The 19,652-nt window shown below is 37.3% G+C and carries 19 protein-coding genes and 1 pseudogene; 11 read left to right on the top strand and 9 right to left on the bottom strand.

Features of this window, described 5'->3' with window-relative positions:
- Positions 1-224 precede the first annotated feature (224 nt).
- The 6 genes and pseudogenes from AM500_RS19185 to AM500_RS26165 all read right to left on the bottom strand — a co-directional run bounded on the left by AM500_RS19185 (position 225) and on the right by AM500_RS26165 (position 5,832).
- Positions 225-1,055 (bottom strand): protein-glutamine gamma-glutamyltransferase, encoded by an 831-nt coding sequence (locus AM500_RS19185; protein WP_053600667.1) that lies wholly within the window; start codon positions 1,053-1,055, stop codon positions 225-227.
- A 492-nt stretch (positions 1,056-1,547) separates the two neighbouring features.
- Complete coding sequence (locus tag AM500_RS19180; RefSeq protein WP_053600666.1) at positions 1,548-2,240, bottom strand: LrgB family protein; 693 nt, start codon at positions 2,238-2,240, stop codon at positions 1,548-1,550.
- Positions 2,210-2,614: a CidA/LrgA family protein gene (locus AM500_RS19175; protein ID WP_053600665.1), complete on the bottom strand. Its 405-nt coding sequence runs from the start codon at positions 2,612-2,614 to the stop codon at positions 2,210-2,212. The genes AM500_RS19180 and AM500_RS19175 overlap by 31 nt, the downstream gene beginning before the upstream one ends.
- An 85-nt stretch (positions 2,615-2,699) precedes the next feature.
- A complete protein-coding gene (locus tag AM500_RS19170) occupies positions 2,700-3,353 on the bottom strand; it encodes a GntR family transcriptional regulator (protein ID WP_053600664.1) in 654 nt (217 codons plus the stop codon).
- A gap of 379 nt (positions 3,354-3,732) precedes the next feature.
- Positions 3,733-4,671 (bottom strand): 3-oxoacyl-ACP synthase III family protein, encoded by a 939-nt coding sequence (locus AM500_RS19165; RefSeq protein WP_053600663.1) that lies wholly within the window; start codon positions 4,669-4,671, stop codon positions 3,733-3,735.
- Positions 4,672-5,041: 370 nt separating this feature from the next.
- Positions 5,042-5,832, bottom strand: a pseudogene (locus AM500_RS26165) (SDR family NAD(P)-dependent oxidoreductase).
- A 274-nt stretch (positions 5,833-6,106) separates the two neighbouring features.
- Between AM500_RS26165 and AM500_RS19155 the strand changes: the two are divergent.
- Both AM500_RS19155 and AM500_RS19150 read left to right on the top strand, forming a co-directional pair.
- On the top strand, positions 6,107-6,805 hold the full coding sequence (locus AM500_RS19155) for a hypothetical protein (RefSeq protein ID WP_053600662.1): 699 nt from the start codon (positions 6,107-6,109) through the stop codon (positions 6,803-6,805).
- An 18-nt stretch (positions 6,806-6,823) separates the two neighbouring features.
- Positions 6,824-7,321 carry an LURP-one-related/scramblase family protein gene (locus tag AM500_RS19150; protein WP_053600661.1) on the top strand — a complete coding sequence of 166 codons (498 nt, stop codon included), beginning with the start codon at positions 6,824-6,826 and terminating at the stop codon, positions 7,319-7,321.
- Positions 7,322-7,775: 454 nt separating this feature from the next.
- On the opposite strand, the gene AM500_RS19145 is transcribed toward AM500_RS19150, so the two are convergent.
- Complete coding sequence (locus AM500_RS19145) at positions 7,776-8,069, bottom strand: WXG100 family type VII secretion target (RefSeq protein ID WP_053600660.1); 294 nt, start codon at positions 8,067-8,069, stop codon at positions 7,776-7,778.
- On the bottom strand, positions 8,066-8,407 hold the full coding sequence (locus AM500_RS19140; RefSeq protein WP_053600659.1) for a hypothetical protein: 342 nt from the start codon (positions 8,405-8,407) through the stop codon (positions 8,066-8,068). The genes AM500_RS19145 and AM500_RS19140 overlap by 4 nt, the downstream gene beginning before the upstream one ends.
- 731 nt (positions 8,408-9,138) lie before the next feature.
- On the opposite strand from AM500_RS19140, the gene AM500_RS25950 reads away from it, so the two are divergent.
- The 9 genes from AM500_RS25950 to AM500_RS25945 all read left to right on the top strand — a co-directional run bounded on the left by AM500_RS25950 (position 9,139) and on the right by AM500_RS25945 (position 18,289).
- Entirely contained in the window at positions 9,139-9,288 is a 150-nt protein-coding gene (locus AM500_RS25950; RefSeq protein WP_053600658.1) for a hypothetical protein, read from the top strand.
- Positions 9,289-9,630: 342 nt separating this feature from the next.
- Positions 9,631-9,846, top strand: a complete 216-nt coding sequence (locus AM500_RS19130; protein ID WP_053600657.1) for a DUF6366 family protein — start codon at positions 9,631-9,633, stop codon at positions 9,844-9,846.
- Between the two features lie 378 nt (positions 9,847-10,224).
- The gene (locus AM500_RS19125; protein WP_053601795.1) at positions 10,225-10,737 is read left to right on the top strand and encodes a sigma-70 family RNA polymerase sigma factor; all 513 of its coding nucleotides are present in this window, start codon (positions 10,225-10,227) and stop codon (positions 10,735-10,737) included.
- A gap of 3 nt (positions 10,738-10,740) precedes the next feature.
- Complete coding sequence (locus AM500_RS19120; protein WP_053600656.1) at positions 10,741-11,175, top strand: PadR family transcriptional regulator; 435 nt, start codon at positions 10,741-10,743, stop codon at positions 11,173-11,175.
- Positions 11,172-12,503 carry an FtsW/RodA/SpoVE family cell cycle protein gene (locus tag AM500_RS19115; protein WP_053600655.1) on the top strand — a complete coding sequence of 444 codons (1,332 nt, stop codon included), beginning with the start codon at positions 11,172-11,174 and terminating at the stop codon, positions 12,501-12,503. Before AM500_RS19120 ends, AM500_RS19115 begins: the two co-directional genes overlap by 4 nt.
- A gap of 204 nt (positions 12,504-12,707) precedes the next feature.
- Positions 12,708-12,902: a hypothetical protein gene (locus AM500_RS19110; protein WP_053600654.1), complete on the top strand. Its 195-nt coding sequence runs from the start codon at positions 12,708-12,710 to the stop codon at positions 12,900-12,902.
- A 162-nt stretch (positions 12,903-13,064) separates the two neighbouring features.
- Entirely contained in the window at positions 13,065-13,436 is a 372-nt protein-coding gene (locus tag AM500_RS19105) for a VOC family protein (RefSeq protein WP_053600653.1), read from the top strand.
- Between the two features lie 917 nt (positions 13,437-14,353).
- Positions 14,354-17,500 (top strand): FIMAH domain-containing protein, encoded by a 3,147-nt coding sequence (locus tag AM500_RS19100; RefSeq protein WP_053600652.1) that lies wholly within the window; start codon positions 14,354-14,356, stop codon positions 17,498-17,500.
- 642 nt (positions 17,501-18,142) lie between these two features.
- Complete coding sequence (locus AM500_RS25945; protein WP_197282621.1) at positions 18,143-18,289, top strand: hypothetical protein; 147 nt, start codon at positions 18,143-18,145, stop codon at positions 18,287-18,289.
- A 203-nt stretch (positions 18,290-18,492) separates the two neighbouring features.
- Here the strand turns inward: AM500_RS25945 and AM500_RS19095 are convergent, their stop codons facing one another.
- On the bottom strand, positions 18,493-19,647 hold the full coding sequence (locus AM500_RS19095; RefSeq protein WP_053600651.1) for a cation:proton antiporter: 1,155 nt from the start codon (positions 19,645-19,647) through the stop codon (positions 18,493-18,495).
- Between the last annotated feature and the right edge of the window lie 5 nt (positions 19,648-19,652).

Here is a 19,652-nt window from a genome sequence, read left to right as displayed (position 1 = left end):
TGGCGCAGCAATAGGGGCAATATTTGGGGCGACATTTGGAGCAACATTCGGACCAATATTTGGAGGAACATTAGCACCAAGAGTCGGTGGTGCGTTAAGGTTTGGATACATTATCACACTTCCCTTCATGTAAGGAATTTCTCTATATAGTACTCTGGGAGGTGTGTTTTGAGCCCGTCTATTAAAAAATGGGTAAATGTCACGGGTTGTGAAATGACTAGGTACTACAGTGAATAATAAAGATAGTGAGCATATGAAATGGAATTTTTGTTATGGTGCACAATCGGACGCTGCAGTTTGTATGCTCTGCTGTTTCTAAACCAGCTGGCCACTCTGAATAAATACTTAAAAGAAGGCCTTGTCACCAATTTTGTTAGATAAGCTGATTGCTGGCTGTCCGGGTTTCTTTTTTCATTTAGAATTTGAATCATTTCTTGTGAAGACCTTATATTAAATCCATGTCCAAACAATCTGCCATCATTAAGAACAACAGCATTAATACCTAAGAACTGTGGTTTTTTTCGATCAAAGTCAGGATTATTAAAGTACAAGACATCTCCGGGTATAAAATGATCGGAATAAAAGGTAATGATACCAACGTCAGTATCCGTATGCCAGCTGTAAAGATATAGATTTCGAAACAACGAATTAAATAAATTGCTGCCAATACTATTCAATACGGCATGGTAATAGATGATTGGAATAGCTGTTGCACATTCAAATGCATACAGTGAACTGTTCCGATAAATATCCAGAATTGCATCAGCCGGTTGCACATCGGGTCTTAAAAAGAACCCGCCCGCCCTAGTTAATTGCCAGTACCTGGGGTTGCAGCGGGCATATTCAAAGTAGGTAAACTCAGCTTGACTTTCGTTCATTTCCTTCGCACTTTGGATAATGTTCTTCCGCACTTTAAGTTCAAACAATAATTCATACTCGGAATTATAATAATACAAGACGGGAGCACTCTGCATCTGTTGAATAATTGTTTTTTCAATACTCCCAAGGTGCCAATTTTCCTTCTGTTGAAACGGGAACCCTGATAGCTGGATCATACAATCCCCCATTCCTTATGCGATTCATTTGCATTCATATCTATCATATTCTCATTTTATTAATCAATGCAAAAAGGTTTGTAGTGGATATGTTCCCTACAGGCCTTTTCTATAAAAAGAATAAGTGGCAAAAATTATGTGTTTCCCGGATGTATGTTTAGATGATTATTTAGTAAATTTTGCTGTTAAATTCATTTGCTGGTGCATAATCTCATAGAGTTCAGGTTCAATATTCAAATTTGAATAGAAAATCTAACTACTTGGAAGCCCCAATTAGAACCACCTGCTTCAACCATTTATTCGCCATAATACAATATCCAAATAGGATGGTTCCTTCTAAAATTTTGTTCACAACCTAAAGAAAAACTGATTCTTTCAAAGATATAAGCATTAGCTGTGTCCACTTTTGCCAAATAAGAAGTCCAATTTCCAAAGAGCGTAAAAAGGAAATTGGACTTCTTAAATCTATATTTTATATGTCGAGAGAATTTCTTAAAAATGAAAAGCCCACACAACAATTGGTCCTATAAAAGTACCGATGATTGCACATAATGCCATTGCAACCGAACTCATTGAAAAAGTGAGTTCACTGTATTCGGCAGCTTTAGATGTTCCTATTGCATGTGAGGCACTGCCAAGAGCGATTCCCCTGCCAATAGGGCTATGCACTCGCATAAATTTAAAGATAGCAGGGGCTGCTATTGCACCAAGTATCCCTGCCATGATAACACTAAAAATGGCTATAGAGGCATTGCCTCCCAATCCTATAGCGACCTCCATGGCAACAGGTGTAGTAAGGGATTTGGGAATGATCGACAGAATTAATGTGTGATTTATCCCCAGTATCTTAGCGAGGAGGGCAATACTGACCATTCCTGAAATCGTGGCAATTAGAACCCCGCTTAAAATGGTGAATAAATGATTTTTTAAAAAGGCGCGTTGTTTATACAAAGGATAAGCAAGTGCTACAACCGCCGGTCCTAAAAGGGAATTAACCCATTGCCCGCCATTCATATACTGCTTATATGGAATATCAAAGAATAAAAGGATGCTGATGAGCAGGAGTGTCGTTGTTACAATCGGCAAGAAATAAAAATAGGAATACCTCTTATATAATTTGGCCATTGCAAAATAAACAACAACGGTTAGTAAAATCATGAAGAATGCGAGAGGGGTTTGCTGCATTCTTTATCATCCTTTCTTTTTTGTGCTTTTTTCTCTAAAAATTGAATTGCTGTTCCTGCAATGGCAATTGAAATAATTGTGCTTACTAATATGGCAACAACAAGCAATGCACCATGAATGGAAAGTAACGAAGGATAGTTCATGATACCAACAGTTGTAGGAATAAATAATAACATTAATATACCGAGTAAAAAGACTGATCCATTTTCAATCCACTTCACTGGAACAATTTTTAAACATAGGCAAATAAATAGCAATAAAAGCCCTATAATGCTCCCCGGAATGACCAGGTTGAACATGTTCTGGATAAAAGTTCCGATGAAGGAAAACAGATATAATAAACCAATTTGTAAAACAATCGCAAGAATTTTCATGTTTTGTTGTCCCTCTATTTGGAACTAATTTCCCTTCTTTCTTATAAATGAATAGGCTCGAATACGAACATGCCGTTAAAGCATTTCACTCCACAAGATTTGCTATTATTGTGCGATGAGAGTTTTCAAGATGATTCAAAACAGCATCTGCTGTTTGGCGTATATCCTTCGCTTTTAAGCCATCAATAATTAAATTGTGATCCAAATAAACCTCATTTAAGTCTATTCCCGCCTTTAAGGCAACAAGTCCATACCAATTAACATGGTCTGTGAGGTTTTGGGTTAATTGATACAGCCGGCGGTTTTGGCTTAGCTCTGCAAGAAACAAGTGAAAGGATGAATCAGCATACATAAATCGTATAGGCTCATCCTTAATCTCTAATAGGTGATTATTTACATCCTCAATTTTATTGATGGTCTCGTCATCGACAAGAGGAATAAGTAGTTCGATGGCCAAAACTTCACTTGCCTTTCGCAGTTGAAAAACTTCATCGACATCGTGTTTATTAATCGATTGGACGACAATACCTTTTCTAGGAACAGATTGAATCCAGCCTTCCAGTTCCAGCTGCTGCAAAGCCAATTTTAATGGGGTCCGGCTAATTCCAAGATTTTCACTAAGAGAACGTTCATATAACATCGATCCAGGCTCGACCTTGTGCTGTATAATTGCTTTCTTAATTTCTTTATAGGCATGATCTTTAAATGACTGGGGTTGTTCTGCCTTTGAGAAACTCATCAATTTCATCCTTTATTATAAAAGTTGGAAGTTACAATATTTATTGTTGGCATCTGGTATACCAGATGCCAATAAACAATACGTTAACATTGTTTTCGTATTTTTACAACTGTTTATGAAGTTCAGAAGATCTCGAGGGGAGGGGAATTCTTCCGAAAAAATATGGACAAAATTGAGCTGATAATATCGATATGTAGGGATATTACTCTTAGAAAATTTATAAATAATAGAATAGCAAATGATCTTTTTTAAAAAAATAAAAAATCTTGGAAGAAGACCCTCCAAGATACAACCTTCTTTATGTGTAAACTAGCGAATTAGTCCACAACTAATCTATCTATGGCGAAAGGGCTAGTTGCTTGAAGGTAGTTTTGAATGATTACTTTCCCCAGCGAAGGACCACTGATCCCCAACCGAAGCCTGCCCCATAACCTACAAGAACAACCAAATCCCCGTCCTTTATCCTACCTTCCTTTACTTCCTCATATAGTCCGATTGCTATGGTGGGCGCTGACGAGTTTCCATAATATTGAATTGTTTTGGTGTGTACGTTTTCCATTGGGTACCCTAGTTTCTCAATGCCCTTTTCGATGATCCGTAGATTGGATTGGTGCGGCACTATAAAATTTATATCTGACAGACTGAGCCCTGATACTTCCAACACTTTATACACCGCTTTTGGAATTCTATCGACAGCAAATTCATAAACGGCTCTTCCGTCCATCTTAATGTACTTATTTTCATCAAGGTGTAGGTATTTTCCTCCGCTTCCGTCCATCTGCATATTAATCCCGAGGATCCCTCTGTCTTTTCCTACTCGTCCTAGGACAACAGCCGCAGCACCATCAGCAAACAAAAGGGCTGTCTTTTTGTCCATTGGGTTTAAGAGGGAAGAGCATTTGTCGACGGCAATTACTAACACATTTTTGTATAACCCTGTCTGGACGAACTGCGCCCCTGTCGCCAAGGCTGTGATAAAGCTAGAACATCCCGAGTGAAGGTCTAGACCTGCACATTGTGTTGCCCCAATTCTATCCTGCACTAACGCAGCCGTGATATGGGTGTCATGAGTGTTTGTTCCGATAATAACCATGTCTATTTCACTAGAGTTGACACCAGCATCTTCTATCGCACGCATACCCGCGATTTCACACATATCCGTAAGAGAAGCAAAAGGAGATTCGTAGCGTCTCTCCAAAATGCCTGTCTTCATAAAAATCTCTTCTTCCGTAATACCGAACCGCTGTGCTAACACTTCATTAGTTATGACTATTTCTGGGATGTTTACTCCAATACCAAGTATGCCTGCACTGTACATTTACCAAAACCCCCAAATAAGTTAACTTTTACCATCATTTTAACACAATATTCGACATTTTGTGAATATTTTCCTATTTTGGTAAAGAGGTGTAAAGGGGGGGGTACATATTTTGCCTGATTTGAAACCTATAGACCCTTTATAACTGGGGAAATAAAATGTTTGAAATTAAAAGGGACATGCCTATTGAATGCACAGATTAGCTAAAGAAAAGAAATTATTGACCAATCGTGGGGATAGGTAGGTTAGGGTTCTCTAGACAATTGGAGGTAAGGTTGAACAGCAGTCATAATCTAAATCAATGAAGGGTTAGTTCTCAAACTAATTACAAGAACGTATCCACCTTATTTGAAAAACTAACTTTCTTCTTTTAAAGTGTTTTTATCTTCTTAGCAATGATGTCGGATGCTTTTTTTGGATTTAAGCGATATAGGAAGTCCCTTATTTTTGCATCGTTACCGGCTAATACTCGGTATTTATTATTTTCGATCCATCTAATAATGATTGCAGCTGCTTCATTTGCGCTGAGCATTTTATAGGAATGGTTGCCAACAGCATCTCTATTTATTTGGATTCCAGAATTTTGGACGATATTCGTGTCGACTCCACCAGGAAAGACGACCGTGACGCCTACATTGGTATCTCTGAGCTCTGCATGAAGGCCTTCAGTTAACATTTTGACGGCAGCTTTTGAAGCTGAGTAATCGATTGAAGCGGCACCGGAAGAAATCCACCCATGCTTGAAACATTTGCAATGTGCGCCTCCGGCCGGTCTAAAAGGTATGGCAAGAACGATTTACACATATAGAGCGTACCGTAAAAATTGACATCCATGACCCTTTGAATTTGTTCATAATCAAGATCATTCACGGTGCGAAAGTGTTGAAGAATTCCAGCATTATTAATAATTCCATCTATGCATCCATGGGTGGCGATGATTTCCTTTGGCAGCTTTTCCACATCATCTCTGTTAGCTAAATTAGCCATGTGTATTGAAATCATGTCGCCATAGGCATTGGATAACGATTTTATTTCCTCTATCCCGGATTTATGGAGGATGGCTGCGACCTTAGCTCCTTTATCTAAAAGCTGGCAAACGAGCCCTCTCCCAATTCCGCCCCCAGCACCTGTTACGACAATGACTTTATTGAAAACTTTCATACAATTCCCCCATATAACGTAATGAAAAATCAACCAATTAATTATTAATATGAGAGGTACCAGTATGTAATTCTAATTAGATTTCTGACATATCCAAACCCTTATTTTGATATATCGGAGTATCATATCACAAATAGTGGTGTGGTTGAACATATGACTTTTTATGTAAACAACTGCATTGAAGTAAAAAACTGAATCTTCTCTAATCAAAATGCGTATTAAGATATAATGGAAGAAATTCAGTTATTTTCCTATAGGAAGGAGGACTGTATGTTTGCGTGAAATTCAAGAGGTAGAGAGGACATTTAAGAACTACCTGAATTATGGTAATGTTATCGGCCCTATCACTATGTATCTAATCATAACTCCGATGGTCAGTTTAATAGTCTCCTCATTCTTGCTTTTTATTCTTTTTACCATTCTTCTTTTGCTGGAGTTATTCGCTGGCTGGCGTAGTTGGCGTAGCGGAGTGGATAGGCAATCCCACCAGCGAATGATAGGGTTTTTTATGATATTAAACTTTGGCCTTCATGCAGTCATGCCATTATTTTTCTTATCTTTTGGTACCATCCTCTTCTATATCTCATTGGGCACTTACCTGTTGCTTTTATTTTTCCTTATTACAAAAACAAAAGTCATTGCGGAAGGAATACATAATCCGGCTGAATCGTGGATTGGAAAAGCGTTTATAATTACTGCCGCAATCATTGTCTTCGTTGCAATCCCTGCCGACGCACGCCCTACGGAAGGTCTGATTATGCGGTTATTGGATGATAAAGTTAAACAGATTTATATCATAACTTCCATGTATTTAGTCGGTCTCGTTATCACATTTGTATTGCCTGTTTTCTTTTATCCTGCAGATTTTAAAGCGGAGGAGCAACCAAAAGGCCGGCGGAAATTATCAAGAGCAGAGCGAAAAGCACTTAAAGCCAAAAAGGTAAATAAGAAAGCTGAAACAGATGTGTCTTAATACCAAGGAGGGGTAGAGATGAAGCAGCTTTTTATAAAGCAGAAGGTGTTCAGCCTAAGCGGCAAATTTACTGTAAAAGATCAGCAGGAGAGGGATGTGTACTATGTGGAGGGAAGTTTTATGAAAATACCCAAGACTTTCTCCATCATGAATACTGCAAGAGATGAAGTTGCACTCATTACGAAAAAGATGTTCAGCTTTTTGCCTCAGTTTCTTGTTGAAGTGAATGGCCGAGAGGTGTTAACCATTAAAAAGGAATTTTCCTTCTTTAAGGCACGCTATACGATTGATGCGGCAGGAATTGAAGTTCAGGGGAATTGGTGGGACATGGATTTTCAAATTCTGCAGCATGGCGAGGTCGTCGGCCAAGTAAGCAAAGAATGGTTTACCTGGGGCGATAGCTACAAGGTCCAAATTGTCAACGAAGAAATGGAAGCCGTCATTATTGCCCTCGTTGTCGCAATTGATTGTGTGAAGGCTGACCAGGCAGCTGCATCATCAGCATCGACGACTTAACGTATTGATCAAGTAATCAGCAAAAATAAAATAAGCGGAGCTTTTCCGCTTATATGGAGAATGGAGCTCGTATCGGTGTATATAAGCGGAGTTTTTCCGCTTAAGCCTAAGTAAAAGCATCCGTTTTTATATGTTTTGAGTAAATAAGCGGAATCTCTCCGTCTATTTAAGCTTTTTTAATCATAATTACTAATTAAGCGGAATTTTTCGTTTATTATCGGATGGGGTGCTTAACCTGATCCCCCAACCAGTAAGTGCGGATCCTTTCTTAAAATGGTAAATTACTTATTATCTATAAAAATCATGATGTGAAGTTTATGAAGATTCGTAGAAACCTTGATAAATCAAGAAAGGGCGTATGCCAAATTCATACGTCCTTTCTAGTTTCGGTTAATTAGATAGCGCCCGAAAACGAAACCCTTTAAATCAGGGACATGGGCATTTCCAGTAACTCTTATAAGCTTTTAGCTGCAGCGATGATATCTTGCTGAGCATCGCGATACGTTTTGGAACTATACTGTAAAAACTCGGCATACTCCTTCATTGTCGATTGCATTTTGTGAAGGTCATCGAGGGGGCCTTTTATTTGGGCAACAAAGGCAAGACTATCTTCACCTTCCCAGGCGGAGCCCGTACTTCCAGTTAGAGTAACCAATTGGTTATAAATAGCTTCGCAATCCTTTGCTTGTTGAGTAAGTTTGGATGCTGTTTTTTCCAACTGAGCAATGTCTACCTTTAACTTGTTCATCTCATACCACCACTTAGCTTCATCTTTGCTTCCAATTCCTCTTGTTTCCTCTTTTCTTCTTCTTGTTGTCTCTTTTCCTCTAATTCTTCTTCTCTTCTAATCGTTTCAGCCGCATCTATAATAGACGACTCCAACTGATTTAGCGTAACGGCTATAGAAGATAATTCCTGCTGGATCCTGTTGAAAGCCCGATTAACATAGGTCATTTCCTCAGCCTGCCAGTGGCTATTTAAATTGTATTGGAAAGACTCCAATTGATTGGAAATCGCCTTTACCGTATCAGCATTATTGCCTATAGCCCGCGCCTGCTGCCTGGCCGCACTTACATTCAAACTCAAATCAGCACCTGCTTTCTTAAAAGTTACATTAAAAAATAGTTAGTTAGTTAACATTTTATCGAAAAAATCAGTAAATGTAAAAATTTAGTTGGTTGAAAAGTTCTGCTTTTCAAGATCCTCTTTTGGGAAAAGCCAGCCCTTCCGGCTGGCGGCCGACGCCCCATAAAGCATACAACAAATAGGCAAGCAACGCCCAAGGTTCGTTTCTCCTTCTGGAAATAACCGAGTGTCCAGAAAAACTCAGAAATCAGTGGAAATTCAGTTCCAAAACTTACCGTCCGCTACGATATAATCAACACTGTAAATATTGGCCTATGTAGATGAATGTGAAAAAACAGTACCTTTCCAAAAAAAGTAACGGGTTAGGTTTTCGATTACAATAACTTAATGAGCAACCAAATTAGCAGTCCGATTCGCAAAAGTGAATCGGATTGCTTCATTATGGTGAATGGCAGGGTTTTCAATCATATTGGGTAAATTAGAAACGAATTGCATTAAGAACCATTTAAAAGATTGAATAGACCTAGATTGTTTTAATATTTTAAACCTTATTTACCGAACAATTGGATCTTTAGAAGAGAACTGATCAAACATATATAGAATTATTGAGGCTTTTGCAGAGTGTCAAAACCGATTTACTAATAAAGTAATAAGGTTTAATTCAGTAAAATAAGGTATATTATATTTGATGAATAGATTCTCTTTGGGGACAAGAAAAGTAGGTGAACAAAGTGGGAAAATATCAATTGGATAGCAAAGGTAAGGTAGCTGTGACAAAGTTTCATGAAAAACAGACGCCTGCCAAATTTGATAAGAAGCAGCAAATTGAAAAAATGCGTGAAGAATATTTGAAAAAGAAACAAAAACAAACAGATAAATAATATGAATGAAAACATAGGAAGACTAAAATCTCCCTATGTTTTTCTTATTCGAGGTTCTCTTTTCAATTTATGATAGAGTATTTTCCCCATAAATTTCAGATTCGGTGACAGAAAACTCGTCATCAAATATCCATTCCTCACAAAAAATTTTAGTAGGAGAACCAATAGACCAGCGGTTATTTGGATACACATTAATCTCCAGCAGAAATTTTCAAAACAATTAGGCACCTTTTTGTTGAATTCCTTATTAAACAAACGGGGCAGTTTAGTTTAACAAGAGTAATGGATTTACTGTGGTTAAATTTTCTAGGGATGATTGGTCAATTTACAGGGGGTGTTTATATGCAAGATAACAAAGAAACTCCTGAGCAAAAGAGAGAGAGATTAAGACAAGAAGAACTGAAAAGAAATCCAATGGGTAATATGAACGATGCTTTTAATAGATCAAACAATGGAAGTCTTGTGGATTTAGTAGGCAGTTTGGGTTGGAAAGGCACGGGGATACTTATTCTTGTAATCATAATCGGATTTATTCTCGCATCACTCTTCTTTAAGTAACGGGTGCTTGATCCAGGGGAAATTAACCATCTTTTTTGGATTCCTTATTGAACATACGGGGCAGGATAGTTAAAAAAGGGGTAGCGTCAGGAAAACGCAGATTTACGCCGATAAGTAATTCTGAATTTAGGAGCTGTTGTACTTGCAGTTCCTTCTAAGAAGTAAGATATTATTAATCGAATAAGTAGTATTATAAGCCATCTAACCTACATACAACATTCTGGAACAATCCGATAAGAGGTTGTTCCTTTTCCATTTTTTCTCTGATAAAAATTCATTATTTTTTCAAACCGGATGAAGGGTAGCTACGTCTAAAACATATGAGAGGGTGATAATAAGGTGAATGGACTAAAACAACTGGCGGTGACAGATGAAAGTATGTTGCTTGAGAGAGAGGAAATAATTGATCAATTAATGCAAGAATATAGCGATGATATCCTGCATCTCGTATATACATATGTTAAAAATCGGACGACAGCAGAAGATTTAACGCAGGAGATATTTTTGAAGTGTTATGAAAAGTTAAATCAGTTTAATCAGCAGTCATCAATAAAAACATGGGTATATCGAATTGCGAGTAATCATTGTAAGGACTACTTAAGAAGCTGGCATTATCGCAAAATCACGCTTAGCGATAAAATTTGGGAGTATATCCCTTCGAAATCAAAACAGGTTGAAGAGGAGGTTATCGCGAATAGTGAAGAAGACATCTTAACAAATGCTGTTATGAATTTACCTCTAAAGTACAGAGAAGTCGTATTTCTGCATTATTATGAAGAACTATCTTTAGCCGAAATAAGCAAGATTACGACAGTAAATCTAAATACAATAAAAACTAGATTAAAGCGTGCGAAAGAAATATTAAAAGACAAGATGATCGAGGAGGTTTAGGAGATGAATGATCCATTGACGAACCTGAAGAGTTCGATGAAAAAAACAATATTCAAGGATTTTTCTTTTTCCAATGAAAGAAAAAATGCAGTGAAAGAATCCATCCGGATGAGACAATCTCAATCACAATTTCATACTTGGAAGGTAGAAACCATCATAGCTATATTGGAATCGGTTCAGCATGAAACTAAGGATGGCTACAATATTTCTACACAACTTTTTCAGAAAAATGAACTTACTTTCCAAAAAAATGAAGGGCAGCTATATACTCTTCTACATCTATTGGAAAATAAAGAAATTCTTGCTTCAACATGGATAAACAAAAAGAAATATTACTCCTTAAATTCCAAAGGGAAAAAATACTTAGCTGCCTTTAAACAAGATAAATCAAAACAAGAGTTATCCCTTAAACACCTGCTAGAGGAGGCGTCCTTATGAGTTCTCCCAAATTTGAAGAATTTTTAAGTAAAGTAACGTCCAAAGTGAAATCCAAGGAAGTCCACAATATGATAAAAAAAGAGCTTACTAATCATCTCCAGGAGTTGAGCCAATCGTACAAAAAGAGGGGGTTGTCTCAAGAGGATGCAGATGAAAAGGCGATTCAAGAAATGGGAAATCCATTTACCATTGGGGAGAGATTAAATCCCCTACATAAGCCGAAAATGGATTGGGTTCTAATTGTTTTATTTGTTCTTTTTGCTGGTATTAGTTTTCTCCCGTTAGTTGATGGGATTCCTGAATTTTCCCTATCAGGTACCTATTTTATGGGGAGACAGGCTATTTGGTACACCCTGGCTATTCTAGTAATCATTGGATTCCTTTTCATTGATTACCAAAAATTAAAGAACAGATGGATATACTTTTATGCGATGGGCCTATTGATCCATATATATCTTCATCTTTTTGGAATTATGGCCAACGGAGCAAAGAAGTGGGTTTCCCTCCCAGGCCTGACGGTCGATGGAACCATGATGAGCTTATTTTTCTTTTTTCTTGCTTGGGCTGGTATTTTTAACAAAATAAATGAGTTTCGTAGTTGGGAAAAACAAGGTTTCCTTTTTGTTTTATTTTGGATTCCCATCTCGCTCTACATGATGGTGCCAGACTTTATGGTTAGTATTATTTACTTCTTCTGCATACTTGGGATGTTTGCTTTCGCTCGAATCCATAAGAAATTAGCTGTAAATCTGGCCCTAACAAATCTATTGGCTGGTATTATTTTCATTAGTATGTTCTACATGACCTCACGTCAAAGTTATTTGTTAACTAGATTATCTGCTTTTATAAACCCTACTGCCGATTCAAATGGAGCAGGATATATGTATAAGGCGGTTAGGAATGTCCTATCAGAAGCGGGATGGTTCGGTAACGGACTTTCCAACGAGTTGAATTTTAAATTGTTACCAGAAGCACATACAGATTTTGCTTTTCCCTTCCTCGTCTATTCTCTTGGTTGGGCTTTCGGATTCGTTCTATGTTTGATTCTACTGATATTTATATCAAGAATCTCAAAAAATGCGTTTAAAACAAAGGACCTCTATGGGAGATTGATAGTAATAGGTGGTGCTACATTGTTTGCGGTCCCTACTACCTGGAACATCTTGATGAGCTTTGGAGTCGTGCCTATAATGGGGGTTTCTCTGCCTTTTATTAGTTATGGAGGTAGTGCGATACTCTTTTACGCTGCTGTTTTAGGACTCATTTTAAATGTTTATCGAAGAAAAGATCTTGTAGAACCCACGATTGCAGATGAAATTAAAAGTTAAAGTCGAACATGTAATTGCTGATAAAAAGGGCGACAGCTAAAGTAATAGTTGTCGCCCTTCCCTTTTTGAACTATCGGGTGCGTTAATCCAGGAAGGATTAACCGCCTTTTTTATTGAATTCCTTATTAAGCAAACGGGGTAGGTGAGTTTAGGAAAAAGTGATATATGATGAAATCAAAAGATAACTGAAAAGGGGGTTAAAATGTGCATTGGGGAGATATGATTGTTGAGTCAAAAATTTTCAGGTTAATTATTAAAGGTACTTTTTGGACTTCTATTGTAATAGCTTTACTCATTATTTTTATGATTGGTAATTTCATTTTTAAAATTTCATTTTTAGATTATAGATTCGATGATGGTGAACTAATACCGCCAGTTGAATCTGCCACAAATTATTAACAATTCTTCAACTAAAGGTACGTTGTTCTAGGAAAGAATAACCGCCTTTTTGTTGAATTCCTTATTGAACAAACGGGGCAGGTCAATTCAATAATCAGAAGGAAAAAGGTATATAGACAGGGAACTATTTGAAATACCAGATTAAATAAAGGAGTGAAGGCTATGAGTGAATCATTTATTGAACAAGTACATTATATTAGAATTCCTGTAAAAGATTTAGAACTGTCTGCACAATGGTATAGAGATGTATTAGGGCTCCAGTTATTAAACATTACTGAGGAACTTGCAATTTTAAAAGTAAATGAAGGACCTTTCTTACTTATCTTAGTTCCTACCGAAGATGAAACATTTGCACATTTTACAATTGATAATGAACAAGAATTTAGCATTGGTTTTACAAGTCCAGAATTATCTAAATTTCATCAACACTTAATTGATAATCAAGTTAAGGTCGAGGATATAAAAGAAGATAATGGTCATGCCTTTTTCCACTTTTATGACCCAAATGGTAATAAACTTCAAGTACACTGGTAGGAATATAATAAATAAATTACCTTATTTCATTAACGGGTGCGTTGATCCAGGAAGGATTAACGGCCTTTTTTTTGAATTCCTTATTAAACAAACGGGGCAGTTTAGTTCAAGAAGGACTGAAGGAAATAATTGCATTGAACATGAAATATTAATATATAGGGGGAGTGATAATAATTGAAAAAAATTATTTTAATTTCGTTTTTTATGTATTTTTCAGTCGGTATATTTGGTTGTCAGCAAAACAATGAAAAGAAGGTTTGAAACACCGAAAGGATAACCTTTTCTGGTGAGGCAGAATACTGGAAGGCCAAGATAATTAATGAAATTTTACAAGGCTCAGATGAATCAAATTTCACCTTGAGCATTGAGTACAAAGGTGATTTAGAAGATTTAAAAGATGTACGTTAAATAAGTTACAGTTATAAATACGGTACAGAAGAAATAAAACGTTCTGAGAATACACCAGAGGGGTTGCCTACAAACAAAGCTATTGTATATGTAGACAACGAAAGGACTTATACCACTTCTATTGATAAACAGACGGTTGTCCCATTTAAAATCGAGTGGAATGATAAGATTGAAGAATTTGAATTAAAATTTAGTAGTAATTGAACTTTATAGTAATTTACTTGGGACTCAGCACCATATGATAGGGTTTCAGCCAGATATCATAGTAGAAAGAACGGGAGGGGCAGTACTCGAAAGCAGCCTCACCCTTAGCCTCATAAAGACACCATAAAGACAACTTATCGACTTATTATGGACTTGTTACTTAAATTAGGTAAACTATATAATCAGTTCATGATTCGGAATATTCATCTTTGAAAAACCAACAATTTTATTAAGGGGGGTATGTAAAGTATTACAAAATGAAAGCGCTATCATCCTTGTTTTTAAAAAACGAAGGGAGACATATTATGGGGAAAAAACGTTATCGCAAATTGCTCTCAAGCTTCTTAATTGTCATGTTAATCACTAGTTTCTTTCAATTCAGTATAAATGCCGAAACAAAAAATGATGAGACTGTTGTTGCAAAGTTGAAAGGTCGTGGTTTTAAAGAAGTGCAGAATCTGGGTACTCCTGCTACAGGGGCAGTGGTAACGGATGCCATATTTGGAAAAGAGAATGGGAGAGATGTTGTCTATACAACGGCAAATGGAGGACTATTTAATGTTATTGATGTTAAGAACAATAAGGTTCTCTTTAATGAGCAATTAGGAAAAGTAAGCCAGGTCTGGACTCATATTATTGCTCCGGATGGAACCGTATATATTGCTGGATTAGCAGAAAAGAACGCAGGAGAACTTTGGAGTTATTCACCACAAACAAAATCTGTTAAGAATTTAGGGATTCCGGATCCAAGCCATCAATTCTGGAGCAGCACAACCGATAATCAAGGGAATGTCTATATCGGTACCTACAAGGAAAAAGAAGGTAAAATATTCAAATACGATGTCAATCAGCAAAAATTTGTTGATCTAGGAAAAGTGGATGTCATTGGTGATGCTAGTTATGTGCGATCGTTAACCTACCACGACGGTTACCTCTACGCAGGCTTGGGGGTTACAGGAAGTGTGTACCGAATCAACACTGAGACTTTAGAAAAAGAAAATATCACGAAAAATGCACCTGATATCCTTGGGAAAACACTTGAAGAAATGCAATTCGCATATGATATGGAGGTTGCTGGAAACTACTTATTTGTACGCTTTAGTGGGGTAAGTGCTATTTTAATTTATGATCTAACTACACAAGAGTGGACAGATAAAGTAATAGGCGGTATAAAAGGGGATGGTTCAGAGGATGACTACGGAGCTTTTGGATATTCGCAATTAGCTGTAAATGATGGCAAAACATATGTAATTAACGAACGTCATATTTTAGAAGTGGATGTAACCACATTGGAAACAAGGGAAACGGGTATCCGTTATCCAGCAGGATGGCGGGGAAGTGCTTTTGTTGAATTTGGAGAGGACTCCACAGATTCACGTCTTGTTACGGTAAAAAGGTCCGGAGAAATTATGACAGTGGATTTGGATGCCAAAAAAATAATCGATTTACCTTTAGCGATGAATGGGAATTTGCCGTTAGCTTTACATAGTCTTGGACTTGGTCCTGATGGCAACCTCTACATGACTACTTACCCTGGAGGTCCAAAAGGGGCAAGATACAACACGAAAACAGGTGAAATTACCACGTATTCTCAAGGTCAAGCGGAAGGTATGGCTGCTGGTAATGGCTCTGACATGTATTTCGGAATATACTCCGGAGCATCGATTCAAAAGATGAATACAGATACACTAAAAACTGAGACACTTTTCAATTTATATGATGTTTATGAACAAGACCGTCCATATATCATGAAATTTGAGAATGAAAAATTATTAATCGGTACAATTCCATACTATCAAAAATTAGGTGGAACGCTGACAATCTATGACCCTATTACAGGAGAAAGAGAGACACATAGAAATATTGTCCAAGACCAAAGTATCGTTGGCCTTGCTTATAAGGATGGCAAGATTTACGGGTCTACCACAATCCGTGGAGGGTTAGATATCGAACCAACTGCCAAGAAGGCAAAAATGTTTGTGTGGGATGTGGAAGGCCAAAAGAAAATTACAGAATTTGAATTAGACTTCCCGGAATTGGATACGCCTCCAATGATAAGTGGACTGACCTTTGATGAAGATGGTTTATTATGGGGAGCCGTTGATGGGATCTTATTTGCAATGAACCCTGATACGTACGAAATCGTAAAATCTAAGAATTTATATCCGAATATCAAAAATAGAGGGATGTGGAGACCTGTCCATATCCTGTTTGGAGAAGATGGGTTACTATATACGGACATTGGTGGAAAATTAGCAGTAGTAGACCCTAAATCAGAAAATCTCAAACACGTTAGCTTGATTGAGTCGGGACCTGAAGTCTCGTTTATTGAACTGGCATACGATAATGAAGGCAACCAAAATATTTATTTTATCGACGGTGACCAAAATTATTTAAAAATGATTCCTGTCATTGATGGAGGGAAACTACCTGTTGTACCTATTTATGAAACGGTTCCCGTACCATTTGAAAATGCAGGATTTGAAGGAACAGTAGGAGAAAACAATTCTATTCCGGGTTGGTCGTCTTTGTTTGGTCTTACAAAAAATGTTTCGTACAGGATAACCAACGAAAAGGCTAAAACAGGAAACAATTCCCTGAAAATTACGGATAGGGCTCAAAATGAAACAGTGTTTGTTGTATCAGATCCAATTCCGGTTACAGCTGGTGTTGAGTATACGGGTACAGTTGAAATGTATTTAGAGGATGGCAGTGCAAGCTTCTTTATCCGTTATTTTGATGCAGCTGGTAAGCAGGTTGGGAAGGATGTCGATGGTGTCAATATCATTCACGTTAGGGGCGGACATAAACAATGGCAAACGGTACGTGCTACGGTCACAGCACCTGAAAATGCTGTTTCTGCTAGATTATTTGGAGGGGCTTCTAACTTCTTTACAACGTCAGGGGCATATTATGATGACTTCAAATTAACGTATGAAAGAGAAGTTGTCCTAGATGAAGTGGTGCTCTCCGGAGAAAATACACTACTCCAAGGTGAGGAAATGGAATCCAAACTATCTGTACTTCTTACGAATGGGGATTCAGTCGATCTAGATGAAGTTGATGTAGAGTGGATAAATAGTTCACCACAGGTTGCTGCGGTAGAGAACGGAAAAATTACTGGTAAAAATGCAGGAACTACCGAAATTCAAGCAATTGTGACTTATCAAGATAAAGAATACACATCAAATAAGCTAACCGTGACAGTTACCGTCACCACAGCTACAGTAGCTAATCAGATTGCAGAGCTTCAAACATCTAAACAAATCGAACATTCACTAGCAAAACAACTAACAAACCGTTTAGACCAAGCACAGCATCATTACGATAAAGGCCACATACAACAAGCAAAAAAACACCTTAAAGACTTTACAAGGCACCTAAATAATAGTAATGCTAACAACGAAATTAAAGCAATGCTCACTAACAACGTAAACGCTATTTGGGAATAAGTGGGTCACAGGGACAGGTCCCATGTCCCACCCCTACAAAAAAGCCTATCTTTCGAGCAACAGTAGCTCTTGAAAGATAGGCTTTTTACTATGCTGTTCTATTTCTTCGCAGGTACATGAAAAATAGAGTTGAACCAATATAAAAGAGTTGTAGTATTCCAATAGCAAGCATGTGATAGGGTGGTCCGCAAACATGTTTATGAAGAAACAAGAATAGGGTTTTTTCCTCGAAAAGGTGTTTAGTGGAACAAACGGGTTAAGAGAGCAGTAGTTTCTTTCTCAAAATTATGGATTTATGATAAGACGTATGGAGTGAATAAGAGTATTGTCCACGAAATTGTATGTGGTGCATGCTTTCCAGCGTTATATAACTTCTTCAAATAACGGGTGCGTTGATCCAGGAAGGATTGAGGCACCTTTTGTTGAATTCCTTTTTGAACAAACGTCTTTAGCTCTTATTCAACAATCCTGTCATTTAGTGGAACAACATCTGTAAAAAAATAGTCAATATACGTATTAAAAATATTAGATTAACGGGTTGCTTTTCTTCAAGAAAGAGTATATCCTTTACTTCAGTTTTGGTTAAATGAGAAACTAATTTTTTAAAAATAGATAAAGTCTGTTAGAAAAGGAGTGATAGTTATGGAGATTGGTGTAAAAATAAAAAAAGAAATTAAACATCCTATGATCAATGTAAAAAGTGGGGATTTCTTTTGGTTTTTCTTTTTTGTTGCGCTACCCTTTATTTCTTTAATTTATTCAATCGGTGTATTTCTTTATCAGAAATGAATTGGATTAACAATAATAAACAAACTTTCTTCTTTTACTAAAGAGTGCTTATGTACAACAACAAAAAAAAATAAAAGAAGCTCAAGGCTTTGAGCTTCTTTGTGTGCTAATTTCATTGCTAATTGCATTGCGAAAAGCACTGGCACTTCATATCCCAAACCGTTATTCAATGCGAAACCGTTTATCGGGAGTATCTATTTTGGTTAGCTTGCTAATAATTCAGTTTTCACATTCGGTTTAAAAAAGAACTTCATCATTGGCGGAGTAACAATCGTTGTTACGATGACAACAACAATGATGGTTGCATACATATCTTGAGTTACTAAATTTGATGCTAAGCCCATAGATGCAACAATTAATGCAACTTCACCACGGGAAACCATTGCCGAGCCAATTCCCATTGAGCTGTTCCAACCGAACCCAGATAGTTTTGCACCAGCTCCTGCTCCAACCAACTTGGTTAAAATGGCTAAAATACTAAGTAAAATAATCAAACCTAAATTATCAAGAATGCCAGTAAATTGAGCGGAAATACCAATGTAGGCAAAGAATACCGGAACAAAAATGGAATAGCTGATTGTTTCAACTTTTTCAAATACCTCTTGTTTGAATTTGGTTAAGCCTAAAGCAATACCTGCTATATAGGCTCCAATAATGTTTGCAACACCTGTAATTTCGGCTGTAAATGCATAAACAAAACAAATAATTAATGCAGCTGAAATGACCGCTTCACTTACAGGTAATTTTGTAAGTTTATTCATGACCCAAGGAACCACTTTCCAGGCAATTAAAATAGCAAATACAAAGAACAATACTTTCTTTATGACCAATGCTGTTAAGGATACATCCCCACCGCCTGCAAAGCTCATTAGGAATGCCAATATGATCATTACTACAACATCATCTAGAACGGCGGCACCAAGAATGGTCGTTCCTTCAGGCGTCTTTAATTGGTTCATTTCTTTAAGAGCTTGAACGGAGATACTCACACTTGTTGCAGAAAGCATGACGCCCAAAAACCACGATTGCAAGTTTGTCAGCCCCATCATTTCCCCTGCAAGGTATCCTAAAAATAATGGAACAATAATGCCACCGAATCCAACAAAGGCTGATGCCTTGCCGGAACGTTTAAATTCACCAAGATCCGTTTCCAGCCCAGCGATAAACATTAATAAAATAACACCGATGGTACTAAATGTTGCTAAGGTTTCTGTTGCTTCAATTAATCCGAAAACAGATGGTCCAAGTAAAACACCTACAATGATTTCTCCTAGTACGGAAGGCTGCCCGAACCTTACGCTCAGAGCACCTGCAAGCTTAGCTGCCAGGATAATGAGTGCCAATTGAAGAATGAACATAGTAT

The organism is Bacillus sp. FJAT-18017, from assembly GCF_001278805.1.
GTDB lineage: Bacteria > Bacillota > Bacilli > Bacillales > Cytobacillaceae > Bacillus_D.
This window is presented reverse-complemented; position numbering and strand designations above follow the sequence as displayed.